The organism is Streptomyces sp. NPDC048504 (assembly GCF_043200035.1).
Taxonomy (GTDB): domain Bacteria; phylum Actinomycetota; class Actinomycetes; order Streptomycetales; family Streptomycetaceae; genus Streptomyces.
In genome coordinates, this window is sequence record NZ_JBICXA010000004.1 from 82108 (window position 1) to 101317 (window position 19210).

Genomic DNA, 19210 nt, shown 5'->3' on the forward strand with positions numbered 1-19210 from the left:
TAGCTAACGCATTCAACTGAATGCCCGCCGTCCGGACGCTAACACTTCAGGGATACGACGACAATGTTTCGGACAGATCTCGTCGGTCCGTCAACGTGTCGGGGTGGGGTCGGCCCGCGCCCAGAGCGGGGTCAGCGGGCCGCCGGGCCACGGCCATGATCGTCGGTCGAGGTTGCGGGAGAGCACGGCCGAGCGGTCGACGATCCGCAGGCCGGCGACACCGCGCACGCACGGCCGGACGTTGACGAGGTCGTCCCCGACAAGGCCTGCCGGGCGGGTTCCGACGGCATGGTGACCGCGGCGTCCGTGGTCACGGCCCGCGCCGATGATCTCTTGGCCGTCGCGGGCGGTGGGATCGGGGATGGTTTCGGCCATGATCCGGTCGGCGATCGGGGTGGTCCGAAGTCCTGACGCATACGGCGGAAGAGGGCGGCCCCGACGCGGCGGACGTGCTCGGCACCGTGGTGATACGGCGTTGCCGTGAGGGATATTTTCGAGGCGGCCGAGCCGATGCGGAGGCTGCCCTCGACCGCGGGCGGAGGATTTGGCCGAGCCGCCCGTCGAGATGCCCAACGGCCCCTCCACGCCCCGGAGTCCGGAAGCGACGGCGTTGTCCCCCTACTCCGGTGACGCCTACTCCCCCAAGGGCCGGAACTCCTCGTCCCGCCACCAGGGGTAGACCGCCGGCATGTCCTTGCTGACCCGGCCCGGGAACTCCGGCGGTCGCTTGGCGAGGAAGGACTCGACGCCCTCCACCGGATCCGGGCCGCCGCCGATCTGGCTCATGATCCGAGAGTCGAGGCGGTGCGCGGCCATCGGGTGGGGCTCGCCGAGCATGCGCCACATCATCTGGCGGGAGAGGGCGACCGAGATCGCTGAGGTGTTCTCGACGATCTCCCGGGCGAGTTCGTACGCCGCCGGCAGCAGCTCCTCCGGCGGGTGCACGGAGCGGACCAGCCCGGCCGACAGGGCCTCGTCGGGGCCGAAGACGCGGCCCGTGGCCATCCATTCCATGGCCCGTTGCATACCCACGGCCCGGGGCAGGAACCAGCTCGCCGCGGATTCCGGCACGATGCCCCGGCGCGCGAAGACGAAGCCGAACTTCGCCGAGGTCGAGGCCAGCCGGATGTCCATGGGCAGGGTCATGCTGGCGCCGACGCCGGCCGCGGGGCCGTTGACAGCCGCGATGACCGGCTTGGTGCTGGAGAAGATCCGCAGCGCGACCCGGCCACCGGTGTCCCGGTGCCAGGCACCCGCCCTGCGGTGGTCGAACGACGTCCCGCCGGAGCTGACGTCGGCCCCCGCGCAGAACCCGCGCCCGGCGCCCGTCACGACGATCACCCGTACATCGTCGTCGGCGTCGGCCGCGTCGAGAACGTCGAGGAGGTCGCCCATCATCTGCGGATTGAAGGCGTTCAGCTTCTCCGGCCGGTTGAGCGTGACGGTGAGGATCCGGTCCGCCACCTCGACCCGCACGGTCTCGTACCTCTGCTCCGGCATGCGCGTCCTCCGTCAGGTTCGTCACTCCATGACCCGGTTCTCATAAAGCTCAATTAGTTATAGCATTCAACTCTACTGGCCTACTGAACTGTCCCTGGATGATGGCGGTGGAGATGACGGATCTGGTGGTCACGGCACTCGGGCCGGTCCGGCTGATCGAGCTGAACCGGCCGGACCAGCTCAACGCGATGAGCGAGGAGCTGCACGCCGGCCTCGCGTCGGTCTGGGACACGGTCGCCGACGACCCGGAGGCACGGGTGGTCGTGCTCACCGGCAGGGGAAGGGCGTTCAGCGCGGGCGGCAACTTCGACATCATGACCCGGGTCCAGCGGGACCCCGTCTTCCGGCAGCAGAACGTCGACGAGGCCCGGCGGATCATCACCGGCCTGGTCCGCTGCCCGTTGCCGGTGATCGCGGCGGTCAACGGGCCTGCCGTGGGCCTTGGTTGCAGCCTGGCCCTGCTGAGCGACCTGGTGCTGATCGCGGACGACGCCTATGTGGCCGACCCGCATGTCCAGGTCGGTCTCGTCGCGGGCGACGGCGGCGCGCTCGTCCTGCCTCTGCTCGTCGGCCTGACCCGCGCGAAGGAACTCCTGTTCCTGGGCGACCGGGTGAGCGCCGAGGAGGCGGTCCGGCTCGGCGTCGCCAACCGCCTCGTACCGAAGGACAAGCTCCTGGACGAGGCCATGGACCTGGCGGGACGGCTGGCCGCCCTGCCCGCTCAGGCGCTGCGCGGCACCAAGCGGGCGGTGAACCTGCATCTGGAGCAGGCCATGGCCGCCGTACTGGAGCCGGCGCTGCTCGCCGAACGAGACAGCATGCACGACCCGGATCACATCGCCGCGGTGGAGAAGATCATCGCCTCGCGCGGGCGTCGCCGAGCCGGTGCGGAGGGCTGAGCGGCATGGACTTCGCGTTCAGCGACGAGCAGGACGAACTGCGGCGCACGGTACGGGCGTTCCTCGCGGACACCTCGCCCGAGACCGAGACGCGGCGGTTGATGGAGACGCCGGACGGCTTCGACCGGGCGCTGTGGCGCCGGATGGGGACGGAACTCGGCCTTCAGGGGCTGGCCGTCCCCGAGGAGTACGGCGGCGCCGGGTGCGGGCCCGTCGAAGTGGGTGTGGTGATGGAGGAGTTGGGACGTGCGCTGATGTGCACGCCCTTCCTCTCCTCGGCCGTACTGGCGACGACCACACTGCTGCGCAGCGACGACGAGGACGCCCGCAAGCGTCTGCTGCCGGGGCTCACCTCGGGCGAACTGGTCGGGACGCTGGCCCTGACCGAGGACTCCGCCCGCTGGGACGCGACAGGCGTCCAGCTCAACGCCCGCGCATCGGAAGGGCGTTGGCTGCTGACCGGACACAAGATGTTCGTCCTGGACGGCGCCACCGCCGATGTCGTCCTCACCGTCGCCCGGACCGAAGACGGCATCGGTGTCTTCTGGGTCGACGGCGACGCGACGGGACTGACCCGCACACCCCTCCCCACGATGGACCCGACCCGCCGACAGGCCCGCCTCGACTACGACGACGTACCGGCGACCCGGCTGCGTACGCACGGCGACGGCTGGGATCTCGTCTCGCAGGTGCTCGACCGGGCTGCGGTGGCACTCGCCGCCGAGCAGGTCGGGGTGGCCTCCCGCGCGCTGGACATGGCGGTGGAGTACGCCAAGGTGCGGCACCAGTTCGGGCGGCCCATCGGCTCCTTCCAGGCCGTGAAACACCTGCTCGCCGACGTACTCCTCGAAGCGGAGTCGGCGCGTGCCGCCGCCCACTTCGCGCTGCTCGCCGCCGAGAGCGAGGACCCGGACCTGCCCGCGGTGGCGAGCCTGGCCAAGGCGTTCTGCTCGGACGCCTGCCTCCAGGCGACGGAACAGAACATCCAGGTCCACGGCGGCATCGGCTTCACCTGGGAGCACCCGGCCCACCTGTATCTGAAGCGGGCCAAGACGTCACAACTCCTGTTCGGGGACCCGGCGTTCCACCGCGAACTGCTCGCGCGGCACATCGGGCTGGACGCGGTCACAGTGGAGGGAACAGCATGAAGGTCGACGGAAAACTGAGCGTGTGGGGCACCGCGGAGGTCGTGGAGGAGGCCAGACACCACGAGAAAGCGGGCTACGACGGCCTGTGGGCCTCGGAGTCGCAGCACGACCCGTTCCTGCCGCTGCTGCTCGCGGCCGAGCACACCGACCGGCTGGAGGTCGGCACGGCGATCGCGGTGGCGTTCGCCCGCTCCCCCATGCAACTCGCCTATACCGCACACGACTTGCAGGCCTACTCCGGCGGGCGCTTCTCGCTGGGCCTGGGCAGTCAGATCAAACCGCACATCGAGCGGCGCTTCTCGATGCCGTGGAGCCGCCCCGCCGCCCGTATGCGGGAGTACGTGAGCGCGCTGCGCGCGATCTGGGCCGCCTGGAACGAGGGCGAGAAGCTCGACTTCCGCGGCGACTTCTACACCCACACGCTCATGTCCCCCTTCTTCTCTCCTCCGCCCGCTCCCGGCGGCGCCCCGAAGGTCTTCGTGGCCGCGGTCGGCGAGGCGATGACCCGGGTGGCGGGCGAGGTCGCCGACGGGCTCCTGGCGCACGGCTTCACCACCGAGCGGTACCTGCGGGAAGTGACCCTCCCGACCGTCGAGTCGGGCCTCGACCGGTCCGGGCGTACGCGCGACGACTTCTCCGTCTCCCATCTGCTGCTCACCGCGACCGGCCGCACCGAGGAGGAACTGGCCCGCGCGGTCGACGGCACGCGCCGCCAGATCGCCTTCTACGGCAGCACACCCGCCTATCGCGGCGTCCTGGAGCTGCACGGCTGGGGCGAACTCGGCGACGAGCTGAACGCGCTGTCGAAGTCGTCCCGCGCGGACAAGTGGGAGGCGATGGGCGGCCTCGTCGACGACGAGGTCCTGCACACCTTCGCGGTCGTCGCGGAGCCGGAACGGGTGGCGGGCGAGATCAGGCGCCGGTACGGGAGTCTGGTAGACCGGGTGTCCTTCTACACCGCGTACGAGATCGACGCCGAGGTGTGGGAGCCCATCGTCCAGGAGCTGCACGGAAGTTGACGGTACGTCAGCCGAGCAGGTCCAGGACCGTCGTCATGGACCTGCTCTGCAGCAGGTAGTCCTCGGCCTCCTGGAGATGGAGGCGCCACAGCTCCTCGGCGGCCTCGGTCCGGCGCCCGGCGACCAGTTCGACGAGGGCGCCGTGGGCGCGGAAGCCCCGGCGGTTGGCCCGGATGTTCTCGGGGCTGCCGGCGTCGAGGTCGACGTGGGACCAGTTCGCCTGGTCGATGATGTGCCGGACCATGCCGTTGAGGACGCTCAGCGTCTCGTTGCCTGCGAGTTCGACGACGAGGGCGTGGAACTCCATGTGGGCGCGGATGAAGGCCGAGGGGTCGTCCATGAGTCTCTCGGCCTCGGCGACGGAGGCCCGCAGCCGCTCCAGGTCCCGGTCCGTGCGGCGCTGGGCCAGCAGACCGGCGCACGGCGCCTCGATGACCGTACGGGCGTCGTAGACGTCCTTGAGGGTCGTACCGCGGTACTCAAGGACGACTCCCGCGTAGCGGGCGGCGACCGTGCCCTCCGGGATCTGCACGCGTGCCCCGCCCCGGGCGCCCCGGCGCACACTGATCAGCGACTCCGACTCCAGGACCCGGAACGCCTCGCGCAGGGTCGGGCGGGAGACGGCGAACTCCGCCATCAGGGCCGTCTCGGCGGGCAGCGCCTCCCCCTCGGCCAGTTCTCCGCGCACGATCTTGCGGCGCAGCTGTGCCGCCACCAGCTCGGCCATCTTGGGGACCCGCACCGGCGTGTTCGCCACGGCGTCCATCTCCTTCAGTCACACGGGACCGGCACGAAGTACGGCAGGGTGATCTCGTCGGTGAGGGGCCGGAAGTCCACGCGCACACGCATCCCGATGACGACGTTGTCCGGGTCGCCCGCGTCGACGTGGGAGAGCAGGGTGCCGCCCTCGTCCAGGTCGATCACGGCCAGCGCGAACGGTGTCCCGAAGCCGGGGCCGGGTGCGCGGTGGACCACGGTCACCGAGTAGACGGTGCCGCGGCCGGCGCTGGGCACGTAGCGCCAGTCCGCCGACATGCAGCCGGGGCAGGCGGGTTCGGGCACGAGGAAGCGCAGCCCACAGGCCGGGCAGTGCGGGACGACCAGCTCACCGCGCCGGGCCGCGTCCCAGAACGGCTGGGACAGCGGAGTGGGGACGGGTACGGGCCGGCTCATCGGCTCCTCCCGAGGACGCTCATCTCGTAGTGCTGCGCGCCGGAGCCGGCGTTGCCGACGACCGCCAGCTCCGCGCCCTCCACCTGGTGGACGGCCGTGCCGCGCAACTGCCGTACGGCCTCGACGACTTTGAGGGTCATCTGCTGGGTTCCGTTCCACGCGTACGCCAGGCAGCCGCCGTCGGGATTGACGGGATGCTTGCCGCCGACGGCGATGGCACCGCTGGCGGCCAGGGGCCCTCCCTCGCCCTCGCCGCAGAGCCCCAGGATCTCCAACTGCCTGATGATCTCGAAGGAGTTGGGGTCGTAGAGAGAGAAGACGTCCACGTCCTGGGGGCCGATGCCCGCCATGGCGTAGGCACGGGTGGCCGCGTCCCGGCCGAGTTGGCCGACCTCCCGGTACAGCGCGGGGTTGGCGTACGCGGCCTGGTGGTACTCCATGCCACCGCCGAGCACCGCGACGGGCGGCTGGGGCAGGTCCCGGGCCCGTTCGGCGGTGGTCACCACGAGGGCGGCGCCGCCCTCGCCGACGATGCAGCAATCCAGCAGGTGGAACGGTGTGGCCACCATGCGGGAGGCGAGCACGTCGTCGGCGGTGTACGGGCCACGGCCGTACATCATCGCCTCCGGGTTGGTGGTCCCGTTGTTGCGGACGGTGGCCGCGACCTCCGCGAGCTGGCGGGCGGTCGTCCCGTACTGGTGCATGTGCCGGGCCGCCACCAGCGCGAACTGGGCGACGACGTAGCTGCCCCAGACGTCGGCGAACTCCAGCGGCACCCCGGCGCCGACGGGACCCGTGCTGCGCGAGACCAGCTTGCAGCCGCCGACCACGACGGTGTCGGCGAGCCCGGCCCGCACGGCCGAGGCCGCCTTCAACAGGCCCCGCGAACCGGCGTTGTCGAGCATCGAGTCGCTGGTCCAGCGCAGGTCCCGGCCGAGCATCCGCGCCCAGGAGCTGCCCTCGCCGGGCACACCGCCCGGGCCCGGCCAGTCGACCTGGGCGCCGTCGACGTCCCCCGGGGTCAGCCCGGCGTCCTCGATCGCGCCGCGCACCGCTTCGAGGGCGAGGCCCATCGCGTCGCGGTGCGGGAGGGACAGGGCCTGCTCGGTGGCGTGTACGCCGACGACGACGGGTTGGCGGTCGTTCACCGGGTCACCGTCCCGCGCCGAGCTGGTCGCCGCCGGGATAGCCGCCCCCGCCGAAGCGCTGGTCGAGCGCTTCGTAGTCCTTGCCGAAGTCCTTGGTGTGCGGCAGCGCCTCGACGAACTCCACCGTCTTCGGCTTCTTGTACGAGGCGATCCGGGCCCGGCAGTGCTCGATGACGTCCGCGGCCGTGACCGGTTCGGCGTCCGGGTGGAGGACGACGACCGCTTTGACGTCCTGCGCCCAGCGCTCGTTCGGGACGCCGATCACGGCGGCCTCCTTCACCGCCGGGTGCGACTCGACGCAGTTCTCCACCTCGGCCGGGAAGATGTTCTCGGCCGCCGACTTGAGCATGCGGGTCGTGGTGCCGAGGAAGCTGATCGTGCCGTCGCTCTCGCGCCGCCCCAGGTCGGTGGTGTGCCACCAACCGAAGCGGAAACGCTCCTCGTTGGTCTCGGGCCGGTTCCAGTAGCCGAGATGCACCAGGTCGCCCCGGACGCAGATCTCGCCGGCCCGGCCGACCTCGCACTCCTTGCCGGTGCCGTCCAGGATGCGTACGGCGGTGAAGGGGCCGGGGCGTCCCGCATTGCCGGTGCCCGTACCGCCGTAGGCTCCGGTCACGGCGAAGCCGGTCACCTCGGTCTGGCCGTAGCCGCGGCCCTCACCGCCGCCATTGCGGGTGAAGCGGCTGGTGTCGGTGGGGACCGTGCCCTGCCACAGGGGTGCGGCGACGCTGGCGCGCAGGTGCGAGAGGTCGTGGCCCGCTTCCCTGTTGAGGGCGACGAGTTGGGCGATCGTCGGGGGCATCAGATACGCGTGCGTGCACCGCTCCGCCGCCAGCAGCGGGAGCAGTTCCTCGGCGACGACCCGGCGGACGACGACGTTCTTGCCGCCGTGCACGAAGGCCGGGACGCCCCAGAACTGGTAGTTGCCGATGTGGAACATCGGTCCGGCGCCGAGGAAGGCGGTCTCGGTGCCGATGTCCCCCATCCAGGCGGAACTCGCCCCCATGGCAAGGAGGTTGCGGTGCGAGAGCATCGAGCCGGACTGGCGTCCGGAGATCGCGGCGGTGTAGATGACCAGGAGCGCGGAGTCGGGGTCGACGTCGACGGCCGGGTCCTCGGCCGCGCCGGAGGCGAGGAAGGACTCGTAGGAGTCGGGGCCTTCCGAGTCGTGCCGCAGCCACAACGCCCGGTGGTCGCTGCCCAGTTCGGCCCGCGCCTTGCCGACCGTGTCGCCGATCTCCTCGTCCTGCCAGACCACCACCTTGGGGTCGAAGTCCTCGACGGCGAACGCCATTTCGGGGGCAGCCCAGCGCCAGTAGCCCGGACAGACCATGGCGCCGATCTTCGCGGCGGCGCCGAGCAGCTCCCAGATGCGGAAGGAGTTCTGTCCCAGCCACAGGACGCGGTCGCCGGGGCCGACCCCGGCGACCGTGAGGGCCTGGGCGAGGCGGTTGGTGCGCTCGTCCAACTGCGGCCAGGTCAGCCGGACTTCGCCGTCGACGAGGGCGATGCCGTCGGGAAAGGACCTGCGGTGCTCACGGATGATGTCGCCGAACGTCAGGCGGCGGGCGGAATGCATGCTCTTGGCTCCCAGGGCTTCGGAAGTTCGGAAGGCGGCGGTCGGTCGCGGCCGGCACCGGCACCCTTCATCCAGCTTAAATAGCTAACCTATTTATCCAAGGTAGTCAATGCGTGGCGCACTCGCTGGTGTGCGGGCTCACAGTCCACTGGGGGCCATGCGGGCTCACAGCCCCAGCGAGCGCCCGATGATCTCCTGCATGATCTCCGAGGTCCCGCCGAACACCCGCTGCACCCGGCTGTCGCGCCAGATCCGGGCGATCTCGTACTCGTTGACGTAGCCGTAGCCGCCGAACAGCTGCATGCAGCGGTCGATGATCTGCCAGCCGGTCTCCGAGGTCCAGTACTTGGCCGCCGCAGCCTCCTCGGCCGTCAACTCGCCCTGGAACAGGGCCATGATGCAGCCGTCGACGTAGACCCGTGCGGCGCCCAGCTTGGCCTTGATGTCCGCGAGGGCGAACCGGTTGGCCTGAAACTCCCCGATCGGCTGCCCGAAGGCCATCCGGGTCTTGGCGTAGTCCAGCGCCAGTTCGTACGCCCGCTCGGCTGCCGCCAGTGAGGAGACGGCGATGGCGAGGCGCTCGGTCGGGAGGTTGCCCATCATGTGGTAGAAACCGCGGTTCTCCTGCCCGATGAGGTTCTCGGCGGGGACGCGGACCTCGTGGAAGAAGAGTTCGGCGGTGTCCTGGGCCTTCATCCCGACCTTGTCGAGCTTGCGCCCGCGCTCGAAGCCCTCCGTGTCCCGCTCGACGACGATCAGGCTGATGCCCTTGTGCCCGGCTTCGGGGTCGGTTTTGCAGGCGACGACGACCAGGTCGGCGAGGATGCCGTTGGTGATGAAGGTCTTGGAGCCGTCGATGACCCACTCGTCGCCGTCCCGGCGGGCGGTGGTGCGGATGGCCTTGAGGTCGGATCCGGCGGCCGGTTCGGACAGCGCGAGCGCGCAGATCGTCTCGCCACTGGTCACCCCGGGCAGCCAACGGGCCTTCTGTTCAGGGGTGGTGAGGCGCGTCAGGTAGGGCGGGATGACGTCGTTCTGCAGCCCGAGCCCGATGCCGACCGAGCTGGTGGCCGCCATCTCCTCGGCCATGATGGCGTTGTAGCGGAAGTCCCAGATCCCCTGGCCGCCGTACTCCTCCGGGAACTGCCAGCCGATGAGTCCGGCCTTGCCCGCGGCAGCCCACGCGGCCCGGCTCACCTGCCCGTCCCGCTCCCACTGCTCGGCGTACGGAGCGCATTCCCGCAGGTAGTAGGAGCGGGCGGTCTCCCGGAACAGCTCGTGCTCCTCGGTGAAGATCGTTCGGCGCATGCTCTACTCCGCTCAGTCATCTCGCTTATTTAGCTGAAGTAGTTATACGATAGCGCTGTATCGGGAGCCGGGCGAGGGAGGGCGCGTGAGCGTACGGGACAAGGTGGCGCTCGTCACCGGAGCGGGCCGCGGCATCGGCGAGGCGATCGCCGACCGGCTCGCCGCCCAGGGAGCCGCCGTCGCCGTCTGCGATCTGGACGCGGAGGCGGCCGGCAAGGTCGCGGGCCTGCTCGCGGAGCTGTACGGCGTGCGGGCCACGGGGGTCGGCGCGGACATCTCCGACAGCGTGGCCGTACGCGCGGCCGTGGAACGGGTGACCGCCGAACTCGGCCCGGTGGACGTCCTGGTGAACAACGCGGCCGTCGATGTCATCGGCCGGTTCGTCGACAGTGCCGAGGAGACCTGGGACCGGATTATCGCCGTCAATCTGCGCGGGACGATCACGATGACCCGGGCCGTCCTCGACCCGATGATCGAGCGAGGCGGCGGCCGGATCGTCCACATCGCCTCGGACGCCGGCCGGGTCGGCTCGTCCGGTGAGGTCGTGTACTCCGCGACGAAGGGCGGCCTCATCGCCTTCGGCAAGGCGCTGGCCCGCGAGGTGGCCCGGCACGGCATCACCGTGAACAGCGTCTGCCCGGGGCCCACCGACACCGCACTGCTCGGGCAGGTCGCCGAGTACAGCCAGAAGATGTACGACGCGACCGTGCGGGCGATCCCGCTGCGCCGCGTCGCCCAGCCCGCCGACATCGCCGGTGTGGTGGCCTTCCTCGCGTCCAACGACGCCGCCTACATGACCGGGCAGACGCTCTCGGTCAGCGGCGGCCTAACGATGGTCTGAGGTGGACACCGTGCTGCGTGTCGAACTCCGGGACAGAATCGCCGTGTTGACCCTCGACCGGCCGGAGCGGCTCAACGCGATCGGATCCGGGACCGTGGACCGGCTCACCCTCGCGCTGAACGAGCTGCGCGACAACGACGACGTACGCGCCCTGGTCGTGACCGGGGCGGGCCGGGCGTTCTCGGCCGGGGCCGACATCGGTGAGATCGAGTCGTTCACGGCACCCCGGCAGTTTCATTCCTTCGTCCAGCAACTCACCGACGCGTACGCGCTGTTGGAGGAATTCCCCAAACCCTCGGTCGCGGCCGTCCACGGGTTCGCCTTCGGCGGTGGCCTCGAACTCGCACTCGCCTGCGACCTGCGGGTCGCGGAGCGGGGCACACGGCTGGGCCTGCCCGAGATGAAACTCGGCGTACTGCCGGGCGCGGGCGGCACCCAGCGGCTGCCGCGTCTGATCCCGCCCGCGATCGCCAAGCAGATGATCCTCACCGGCGAAGCGATCGACGCGGAACGGGCCCACGCACTCGGGCTGGTCAACGAACTCGCCGAGCCCGGCGAGGCGTTGGGCGTCGCCGAGAAACTCGCCGTCGCGCTGACAGCCGGGGCCCCGCTGGCCCTGGCGGCGGGGAAGCGACTGATCGACTACGGCCTCGGGATGGACCTGGAGGCGGCGATCTCCTACGAGCGCGAGACCGTCTCGGTGCTCTTCTCCACCGAGGACCGGGTCGAGGGACTGAAGGCCTTCCGGGAGCGCCGTCCCGGCGACTTCCAGGGCAAGTAGCGGGCGTACCGACAGACAGGGAGGTGGGTTGTGCGGCCACTGGAGGGCATTTCGGTCGTCGAACTGGGCATGTGGGTGGCGGCTCCGGCCGCGGCCACCATGCTCGCGGACTGGGGCGCGGACGTGGTGAAGGTGGAGGCGCCGACCGGCGATCCCAACCGCTACACGCTCCGGCACGTCGGCCAGGACATCGACAGCGCGCCCCCGTTCGAGACCGACAACCGCGGCAAACGCGGGATCGTCCTCGACCTGCGCTCTGAGGACGGCAAGGACGTACTGGAACGGCTGTTGGAGCGCGCCGACGTCTTCGTCACCAACCTCCGCCCCGGCGCGCTGGAACGCCTGGGCCTGGCCCCGGACGAACTGCGCACCCGCCATCCCCGCCTGGTCGTCGGCACGTTGACGGGCTACGGCTGGACGGGCGCGGAGCGCGACCGCGCCGGGTACGACGTCTCCGCCTTCTGGGCGCGGCCCGGCATCGCCGCCATGCTCAACCCGGCCGGTGAGCCACCGCCCGGCATCCGCCCGGGACTTGGTGACCGTACGGCCGCCGCCAACCTGGTGGCCGGCGTACTGGCCGCGCTGCTGCGCCGCGAACGCACCGGTGAGGGCGGGGTGGTGGACGTGTCGCTGCTGCGGTCGGGCACCTACGCCAACGGGAACGATCTCGCCCTGCAGAACTTCTTCGGCAGGCGCGGCCGCACCCGGCACCGCACCGAACACGAGTCCCCGCTCTACAACTCCTACCGGGCCGCCGACGACCGCTGGTTCTGGCTGGTCGGTCTGGAGGGCAACCGGCACTGGCCCGGCGTCGTCAAGGCGCTCGGCCGCACGGACCTGGAGACGGACGAGCGGTTCGCGACGGGCAAGCAACGGCGAGCGCACGTACGCGAGTTGATCGCCGTGTTCGACGAGGAGTTCGCGAGTCGGCCCCTCGATGAATGGGCCGAGCGGTTCGACGCCGAAGGTGTCTGGTGGGCGCCGGTGCAGACCCTCGCCGAGGTGTCGGCCGATCCGCAGGCGGAAGCGATTGGCGCGTTCGTCGAACAGCCCGGCATGGGCGACGCGCCACCGCTGCGGACCGTGGCAACACCCGTCAGTTTCTGGGGTGTTGACGACAAACCACGCAGCGGTGCGCCGACCCTCGGCGAGCACACCGACGACGTACTCCGCGAACTCGACACAACCGGGAGGTAGCAGGTGGGCATCCTCGACGACAAGGTCGCCGTCGTGACCGGCGGTGGCCGGGGTCTGGGCCGGGCACACTGCCTGGCGCTGGCCGAGGCCGGCGCGACCGTGGTGGTGAACGATCTCGGCTCCGGCGTGCACGGCGAGAGCACCGGCGACTCCCCCGCCGACGAAGTCGTCGCCGAGATCACCAAGTTGGGCGGGCAGGCGGTCGCCAACCACGCGTCGGTGACGGACTGGGCCGCGACCGAGACCTTGGTCGCGGACACGGTCGCGGAGTTCGGGCACCTCGACATCGTCGTGAACAACGCGGGGATCGTGCGCGACCGCATGCTGTTCTCGATGACCGAGGCCGAGTTCGACGCCGTGATCGCGGTCCATCTCAAGGGCACCTTCGCGCTGACCCGGCACGCGTGCGCGTACTGGCGCGAGGCGTCGAAGCGGGGTGAGCGCGTCACCGGCCGCGTCATCAACACGACGTCCGGGACCGGCCTGTTCGGCAACCAGGGGCAGTCCAACTACGGTGCCGCGAAGGCCGGGATAGCCGGGCTCACCGTCCTCACCGCCCTGGAGATGCGCAAGTACGGTGTCACCGCGAACGCCATCTCGCCGATCGCGGCCACCCGGATGACGGACGGCCTGTCCGTCGGTGAATCGCTGCGGGCCGTCGACGGCTTCGACCCGCGCGACCCCGCCAACGCCTCGGGCGTCGTCGTCTACCTGGCCTCCGACAGCGCGGCCTGGCTGACCGGCCAGGTCCTGCGCATCGAGGGCAACCGGCTGAACCGGCTGCAGGGCTGGACCGTCGCCGGCGTCCACCCCAGCGCGTCGGGACAGGCCCTCACCTACGACGAACTCGTGGACGCCGTACCGCAGTTGTACGGTGTCGCCCCTGCGGGACGGGCCACCGGAGTCGGCCAGTGAGGGCACGGGGCCACGACGTCGCCGCGCTCGTCCTGCGCGCGACGCTCGGCCCGATGCTCTTCGCGCATGGCTGGAACAAGGTCGCCGGGCCGGGCGGGCTCAAGGGCACGACGGGCTGGTTCGAGGCGCTCGGGCTGCGGCCCGCAAAGGTACACGCCCGCCTGGCTGCCGGGACGGAGATGGCAGCCGGCGTGGGGATCGCGCTCGGCGCGGCCAATCCCCTCCCGGCGGCGGCAGCCGTCGGTCTGATGACCGTGGCGGCCCGAACAGACCATCGGGGCAAGGGCTTCTTCGTCTTCAAGGGCGGCTGGGAGTACGTCGGTGTCGTGGGCGGCGCAGCCGTTGCCCTGGCCGCGCTGGGCCCGGGCAGGTACTCGCTGGACGGGGTGCTCCGCCGCCAACGCGCGGGCGCGGGGCCCGCGTTGCTGGCCGTGGGGATCGGTACGGCCGGCGCCGCCGCGCTGCTGGCCGCGTGCTACCGACCGGAACGGAAGCCGGACGAGACCGAAACAGATAACCAAGGGCAATAAGGGAGTCGACATGGACGCGGCTGACTTCAGCGCGGTGCTGTCCGAGGTCCGGCGCTTCGTGCGCGAGCGCGTCGTCCCGCTGGAGGCGGAGATCGACGAGAAGGACGAGATGCCCGCGGAGATCCGCGAGGCGGCCAAGAAGATGGGCCTGTTCGGCTTCGCGCTGCCCGAGGAGTACGGCGGGCTGGGGCTGTCGATGTACGAGGAGGCCCAGTTGATGTTCGAGCTGGGGTACACCACCCCGTCCCTGCGCTCGATGTTCGGGACCAACAACGGCATCGCCGGGCACGTCCTGATGGTCGGCGGCACCGAGGAGCAGAAGGCGGACTGGCTGCCGAGGATCGCCTCGGGCGACGTCCTGGCGTCGTTCGCGCTCACCGAGGCGGAGGCGGGTTCCGACCCTTCGACCCTGACCACGAGGGCGCACCTGGACGGCGACGAGTGGGTGATCAACGGTGCCAAGCGGTACATCACCAACGCCCCGCTCGCCGACGTCTTCATGGTCTTCGCCCGCACCGACCCCGACGCCCCGCGCACCCGCGGTATCTCCACCTTCCTGGTCCCGGCCGGCACCCCGGGACTCACCGTGGCTCCCAAGGACCACAAGATGGGCCAGTTCGGCGCCTGGACCGCGGACGTGTACTTCGACGACGTCCGCGTACCGGCGTCCGCCCTCGTCGGCGGCGAGGCCGGGCTGAACCGGGGCTTCGGCACGGCGATGGGCTGCATCGCGCACGGCCGGGTGCACATCTCGTCCCTGTGCGTGGGCATGGCCGAGCGGCTCGTCGACGAGTCCGTGGAGTACGCCCGCACCCGCCGCCAGTCCGGGAAACTCATCGGTTCCTTCCAGCTCGTCCAGGGCCTGATCGCCGACTCCATGACCGACTACTACGCCGGCCGCGCCACGGTCCTGGAGGCGGCCCGCGCGTTCGACGCCGGCACGGACACCAAGATCGGCCCGTCCTGCACGAAGTACTTCGCCAGCGAGATGGTGTGGCGGGTCGCGGACCGCGCGGTCCAGGTCCACGGCGGGGCGGGCTATATGCGCGGGGTCGCCGTCGAACGCTTCTACCGGGACGCCCGCCTGTTCCGTATCTACGAGGGCACGAGCCAGATCCAACAGGTCATCATCGCGAAGGCACTGCTGGGCGAGGCGGCCAGGGGCTGAGCGGTACCGATGAGGAAGGCCCCGGGGTTCAATTCACCCCGGGGCCTTCCTGGTCTTCGCGGTCTCTCAGATCCCGAGCCGGTCCAGCAGCCGCTCGTGGTACACGGCGGGCCCGCCGAACAGCAGCTGCGAGGCCTTGGCCCGCCGGAAGTACAGATGCGCCGGGTGCTCCCAGGTGAAGCCGATGCCGCCGTGGACCTGGATGTTCTCCATGGCCGCGAACATGTACGCCCGTGAGCAGCAGGCGTGTGCCACAGCCGCGGCGACGGGGAACTCCGCGGAGCCCTCGTCGGCCAGTCGCGCCGCCTCCCGGGACGCGGCCTCGGCCAGTTCCACCTGGACGAGCATGTCCGCGCACTTGTGCTTGACCGCCTGGAAGGAACCGATCGGCCGGCCGAACTGGTGCCGGGTACGGGCGTGTTCGGCGCTCGCCTCCAGGCACCTGCGCGCCCCGCCCGACTGCTCGGCGGCGAGCCCGACCGACGCGACGTCCAGCACCTTGGCCATGGTGCGCCCGGCCGCCCCGTCCGCGCCGACGAGCGTCGCGGGCACCGCGTCGAACGTCAGCCGGGCCATCGCCCGGGTGGCGTCCAGGGTCTCGATGGGTTCGGCCGCCAGTCCCGAGGCGTCCCGGTCCACGGCGAAGAGAGAGGGGCCGGCGACAGTGCGGGCGACGACAAGGAGCAGATCGGCGGTGGTGCCGTCGATCACGAAGGACTTGCGCCCGCTGAGCTTCCAGCCGCCGTCCCCGTCCGGCACCGCGCGCGTGGAGATGAGGGCGGGGTCCCAGGATCCGCTGTCCTCGGCCACCGCGAGGGCGGCCGTCGTCCCGCCGGCCGCGATACCGGGGAGGTGACGTGCGCAGGCCTCCCGGTCACCGGAGGCGAGCAGGGCCTGGCTCGCGAGCACCACCGTCGCGAAGAAGGGAGCGCACAGCAGGGCCCGGCCCATCTCCTCCAGTACGACGCCGAGTTCGACGAGGCCGAAGCCGTCACCGCCGTATTCCTCCGGGATCACCAGGCCGGGCAGCCGCAGTTGGTCGGCAGCCTGCGCCCACACCGCCGGGTCGTAGCGCGGCTCGCTCTCCATGAGCTTGCGCACGGCTTCCTCGGGTGACTTGGCTTCGAGGAACTCCCGTACGGAGGAACGCAGTTCGCGCAGTCCGGTCTCGTCGGCGGTCATGACCGCACCTCCTTGGGCAGTCCGAGGACGCGTTCGGCGAGGATGTTCTTCATGATCTCCTCGGTGCCGCCGAGGATGCGCAACGCCGGGGTGGCGAGGAGGAGTTCGGACCAGGCGTAGGTGCCCCACTGCCCGGTGTCGGCGATGATCCGGGGTCCGAGCACGTCGGACACGAAGTGTGCGGCGCGGGTGAGGTTCTGGCCGCACATCAGCTTCGAGACGGACATCTCGGGGCCCGGTGTGCCGCCTGCGCGCAGGGTGCGCAGGGCGCGGGTGTTGAGGTGCCGGGTGGCGAGGGCGTCCACGAGGAGTTCCGCGAGCCGGGCGCGCAGGGCGCGGTCGTCCCAGGTCCAGGTGGCGCGCATCAGGGCCGAGAGGTGGTCCGGGGACAGCGCGGCGGCCACCGGTCCCGCGCCCTCGCTGCCGACGGTCGCGCGCTCGTTCATCAGGGTGGTCAGGGCGACCGTCCAGCCGCCGTCGACCTCGCCGAGCCGGTGGTCGTCGGGTATGCGGACGTCGGTGAGGAAGACCTCGTTGAAGTCCGCGCCGCCGGTCATCTGCCGCAACGGTCTGACTTCGACGCTGGGTGCGTCCATGGGGACCAGGAAGGCCGTGATCCCTCGGTGTTTGGGTGCGTCCGGGTTCGTACGGGTGAGAGCGAGGCCGATCTGGCTGTGCTGGGCGACCGAGGTCCACACCTTCTGGCCGTTCAGCACCCAGTGGTCGCCCTCGCGCACCGCCCGGGTGGCCACGCTCGCCAGGTCGGATCCGGCGCCGGGTTCGCTGAACAGCTGGCAGGCGATGGCATCCCCGCGGTACATCGCGGGCAACCACCGCTCCTTGATGTGCGGTTGGGCGTGGGCGAGGATCGTCGGTCCGATCATGCCGAGGCCGATCACACTGAGCACCCCGGTGTCGGCAACGTCGTACTCGGACTCGACGGCGTCGTAGAGCAGGTCGTGGACGGGGGTCAGGCCCCGGCCGCCGTACGCGACCGGGCCGGTGATCCAGCCGAAGCCGTTCTCGTGGCGGACGCGCTGCCAGTCGCGCGCCCGCTGTACGTACTCCCGTTCCGCCTCGGGCGGAAGGCTGCTGAAGTAGGCCATCGAGTCGTCGCCCTCGCCCCAGGTGGGGGCGGTGCGGTCGGGGGCCTTCGGCGCGTGGGCGTCGAGGAAGGCGCGGGCCTCGGCCGCGAAGTCCTGCATGTCGTCTGCCATGTCCGCTCTGCCCTCAGGTGCTCAGGATGGTGACCGCCGACACGCCCGGCGCGCCGTACAGGTGGGTGTAGCCGACGCGGGGTGTGCCGGGGATCTGCCGGTTGCCGGCCGTGCCGCGCAGTTGGTGGACGATCTCGTGGATCTGACGCAGTCCGGACGCGCCGATCGGTTCGCCGTTGCCGAGGAGTCCTCCGTCGGTGTTGACCGGGAGTCTGCCGTCGATCTCGGTGGCGCCCTCGGCGATGAGGCGTTCCTGTTCGCCGTCCTTGCAGAGACCGTTCTCGGCCATGTGGATGACCTCCGATCCGGCGTCGGTGTCCTGGAGTTGGGCGACGTCGACGTCCTCGGGGCCGATGCCCGCCCCTTCGTACGCCTCACGCGAGGCATCCACGGTCGGGCTCGCGACGACCTCCCCGACGGGGAACGACGGGCTCTGCACCTCGAAGGCGCCGAGCCGGCGGCTGCGCAGGGCGGTGGACCGGATCCGTACGGGCTTCCCGGTGTACTTGTGGGCCTGGTCGGCCCGGCACAGCACGAGGGCCGCCGCTCCTTCGTCAGGGCCGCAGTACATGTACTGGCGGAGGGGGTGGTTGAGCACGGGCGAGGCCAGAATCTCCTCCACCGACAGGGGCGTTCGGCGCCACGCCTTCTCGTTCCGGGCCGCGTTGCCGAAGTTCTTGGCCGCCACCCGCGCGAGCGTCTCGTGCGAGATGCCGTGGTCGTGCATATAACGGTTGATCTTCATGCCGAAGAAGTGGGTGGTGAGGAAGAGGCCGGTCTGTCCGTACCAGGAGGGGATGCCGGCCACGGACGGGTCGGCGGCGAACGCCCCGCGCGGGTGCTTGTCCAGGCCGATCGCGATGGTCAGGTCGTGCTCGCCCGTCTCGATCGCGCGGGCGGCCAGCGCCACCGAAGTACCGGCCGTGGCACAGCCGTTGAACACCCCACGCAGGGGTACGCCGGTCAGGCCGAGCCGGGCGACGATCGCGTCCGGGTTGGCGACCTCGTAGCTGCCGATGTAACCGCCCTGGATCTGCGGCCAGTTGACACCTGCGTCGGCGAGCGCGAGCCGTACCGCGTCCGCGCCCATGTCCAGTGCGGGCTTGCCGGGAAACCGGCCGAACGGATGGAGTCCCACCCCGATGATGACGGCCTCGGTCATGATGCCTCCTCCTCGGCCGGGGCGAACGCGAACGTCATGACCTCGGTGCCGTCGTCCTGCACGCGGTACGGCACGAGCGTCAGCCGCATCTCCTGCCCGATCCGCAGCTTGTCCGGGTCGGGTTCGGTGAGGCGGGCCTCGACCAGCAGTTCGCCGGGGAGTTCGATGTAGCCGACGGCGTACGGCTCGAAGGCCTCGGGGCCGTCGTACGGCGGGGACGGCGGGCGGAAGTCCTGGGTGGTGTACGTCCAGAGCGTCCCGCGGTCCGCCAGGAGCCGTTCCTTGGACTCCGTGCTCGCGCATCGGACGCAGTCCGGGGCGGCGGGGAAGCTCACCAGTCCGCAGACCGTGCACTCGGAGCCGATGAGCCGCAGAGGCGTGCTCTCGTGGAGCGGCCAGGTGAACAGGCCTTCGGCGACAGGTGTTTGAGTGGTCGTCATGTC

20 protein-coding genes are annotated in these 19210 nt (G+C 70.8%); 9 read left to right on the forward strand and 11 right to left on the reverse strand.

Annotated features, from left to right (window positions below):
• Nucleotides 1-90: 90 nt before the first annotated feature.
• On the reverse strand, nucleotides 91-375 hold the full coding sequence (locus ACGFY9_RS11260) for a hypothetical protein (RefSeq protein ID WP_393753467.1): 285 nt from the start codon (nucleotides 373-375) through the stop codon (nucleotides 91-93).
• Between the two features lie 258 nt (nucleotides 376-633).
• A complete protein-coding gene (locus ACGFY9_RS11265) occupies nucleotides 634-1500 on the reverse strand; it encodes a crotonase/enoyl-CoA hydratase family protein (RefSeq protein WP_393753468.1) in 867 nt (288 codons plus the stop codon).
• 98 nt (nucleotides 1501-1598) lie between these two features.
• On the opposite strand from ACGFY9_RS11265, the gene ACGFY9_RS11270 reads away from it, so the two are divergent.
• Genes ACGFY9_RS11270 through ACGFY9_RS11280 form a run of 3 tightly spaced genes read left to right on the forward strand, consistent with a single transcriptional unit; the run spans nucleotide 1599 to nucleotide 4566 of the window.
• Nucleotides 1599-2399 carry an enoyl-CoA hydratase/isomerase family protein gene (locus tag ACGFY9_RS11270; RefSeq protein ID WP_393753469.1) on the forward strand — a complete coding sequence of 267 codons (801 nt, stop codon included), beginning with the start codon at nucleotides 1599-1601 and terminating at the stop codon, nucleotides 2397-2399.
• 5 nt (nucleotides 2400-2404) lie between these two features.
• Nucleotides 2405-3547, forward strand: a complete 1143-nt coding sequence (locus tag ACGFY9_RS11275; RefSeq protein ID WP_393753470.1) for an acyl-CoA dehydrogenase family protein — start codon at nucleotides 2405-2407, stop codon at nucleotides 3545-3547.
• A complete protein-coding gene (locus ACGFY9_RS11280) occupies nucleotides 3544-4566 on the forward strand; it encodes an LLM class F420-dependent oxidoreductase (protein ID WP_393753471.1) in 1023 nt (340 codons plus the stop codon). Before ACGFY9_RS11275 ends, ACGFY9_RS11280 begins: the two co-directional genes overlap by 4 nt.
• Before the next feature lie 7 nt (nucleotides 4567-4573).
• On the opposite strand, the gene ACGFY9_RS11285 is transcribed toward ACGFY9_RS11280, so the two are convergent.
• The 5 genes from ACGFY9_RS11285 to ACGFY9_RS11305 form a co-directional block, all read right to left on the reverse strand.
• The gene (locus ACGFY9_RS11285) at nucleotides 4574-5332 is read right to left on the reverse strand and encodes a FadR/GntR family transcriptional regulator (protein ID WP_393753472.1); all 759 of its coding nucleotides are present in this window, start codon (nucleotides 5330-5332) and stop codon (nucleotides 4574-4576) included.
• Nucleotides 5333-5337: 5 nt separating this feature from the next.
• Nucleotides 5338-5739, reverse strand: coding sequence for a Zn-ribbon domain-containing OB-fold protein (locus ACGFY9_RS11290; RefSeq protein ID WP_393753473.1), 402 nt, complete (start codon nucleotides 5737-5739; stop codon nucleotides 5338-5340).
• Nucleotides 5736-6887, reverse strand: coding sequence for a thiolase family protein (locus ACGFY9_RS11295; protein ID WP_393753474.1), 1152 nt, complete (start codon nucleotides 6885-6887; stop codon nucleotides 5736-5738). Before ACGFY9_RS11295 ends, ACGFY9_RS11290 begins: the two co-directional genes overlap by 4 nt.
• A 4-nt stretch (nucleotides 6888-6891) precedes the next feature.
• Complete coding sequence (locus tag ACGFY9_RS11300) at nucleotides 6892-8466, reverse strand: AMP-binding protein (protein ID WP_393753475.1); 1575 nt, start codon at nucleotides 8464-8466, stop codon at nucleotides 6892-6894.
• Nucleotides 8467-8631: 165 nt separating this feature from the next.
• The gene (locus tag ACGFY9_RS11305; protein WP_393753476.1) at nucleotides 8632-9774 is read right to left on the reverse strand and encodes an acyl-CoA dehydrogenase family protein; all 1143 of its coding nucleotides are present in this window, start codon (nucleotides 9772-9774) and stop codon (nucleotides 8632-8634) included.
• A gap of 85 nt (nucleotides 9775-9859) precedes the next feature.
• Here ACGFY9_RS11305 and ACGFY9_RS11310 point away from each other — a divergent pair, with 85 nt between their 5' ends.
• Genes ACGFY9_RS11310 through ACGFY9_RS11335 form a run of 6 tightly spaced genes read left to right on the forward strand, consistent with a single transcriptional unit; the run spans nucleotide 9860 to nucleotide 15206 of the window.
• Nucleotides 9860-10615, forward strand: a complete 756-nt coding sequence (locus ACGFY9_RS11310) for an SDR family NAD(P)-dependent oxidoreductase (protein ID WP_393753477.1) — start codon at nucleotides 9860-9862, stop codon at nucleotides 10613-10615.
• 10 nt (nucleotides 10616-10625) lie between these two features.
• On the forward strand, nucleotides 10626-11396 hold the full coding sequence (locus ACGFY9_RS11315; RefSeq protein WP_393753478.1) for an enoyl-CoA hydratase/isomerase family protein: 771 nt from the start codon (nucleotides 10626-10628) through the stop codon (nucleotides 11394-11396).
• Nucleotides 11397-11426: 30 nt separating this feature from the next.
• Nucleotides 11427-12593: a CaiB/BaiF CoA transferase family protein gene (locus tag ACGFY9_RS11320; RefSeq protein WP_393753479.1), complete on the forward strand. Its 1167-nt coding sequence runs from the start codon at nucleotides 11427-11429 to the stop codon at nucleotides 12591-12593.
• Between the two features lie 3 nt (nucleotides 12594-12596).
• A complete protein-coding gene (locus ACGFY9_RS11325; protein ID WP_393753480.1) occupies nucleotides 12597-13508 on the forward strand; it encodes an SDR family NAD(P)-dependent oxidoreductase in 912 nt (303 codons plus the stop codon).
• Nucleotides 13505-14038 carry a DoxX family protein gene (locus ACGFY9_RS11330; RefSeq protein ID WP_393753481.1) on the forward strand — a complete coding sequence of 178 codons (534 nt, stop codon included), beginning with the start codon at nucleotides 13505-13507 and terminating at the stop codon, nucleotides 14036-14038. Before ACGFY9_RS11325 ends, ACGFY9_RS11330 begins: the two co-directional genes overlap by 4 nt.
• 10 nt (nucleotides 14039-14048) lie before the next feature.
• A complete protein-coding gene (locus ACGFY9_RS11335; protein WP_393753482.1) occupies nucleotides 14049-15206 on the forward strand; it encodes an acyl-CoA dehydrogenase family protein in 1158 nt (385 codons plus the stop codon).
• 66 nt (nucleotides 15207-15272) lie between these two features.
• Here ACGFY9_RS11335 and ACGFY9_RS11340 read toward each other — a convergent pair whose 3' ends face one another.
• Genes ACGFY9_RS11340 through ACGFY9_RS11355 form a run of 4 tightly spaced genes read right to left on the reverse strand, consistent with a single transcriptional unit; the run spans nucleotide 15273 to nucleotide 19207 of the window.
• Nucleotides 15273-16388, reverse strand: coding sequence for an acyl-CoA dehydrogenase family protein (locus tag ACGFY9_RS11340; RefSeq protein ID WP_393753483.1), 1116 nt, complete (start codon nucleotides 16386-16388; stop codon nucleotides 15273-15275).
• Nucleotides 16385-17605: an acyl-CoA dehydrogenase family protein gene (locus tag ACGFY9_RS11345; RefSeq protein WP_393753484.1), complete on the reverse strand. Its 1221-nt coding sequence runs from the start codon at nucleotides 17603-17605 to the stop codon at nucleotides 16385-16387. The genes ACGFY9_RS11340 and ACGFY9_RS11345 overlap by 4 nt, the downstream gene beginning before the upstream one ends.
• A gap of 13 nt (nucleotides 17606-17618) precedes the next feature.
• Nucleotides 17619-18767, reverse strand: a complete 1149-nt coding sequence (locus ACGFY9_RS11350; RefSeq protein WP_393753485.1) for a thiolase family protein — start codon at nucleotides 18765-18767, stop codon at nucleotides 17619-17621.
• On the reverse strand, nucleotides 18764-19207 hold the full coding sequence (locus tag ACGFY9_RS11355; protein WP_393753486.1) for a Zn-ribbon domain-containing OB-fold protein: 444 nt from the start codon (nucleotides 19205-19207) through the stop codon (nucleotides 18764-18766). The genes ACGFY9_RS11350 and ACGFY9_RS11355 overlap by 4 nt, the downstream gene beginning before the upstream one ends.
• Between the last annotated feature and the right edge of the window lie 3 nt (nucleotides 19208-19210).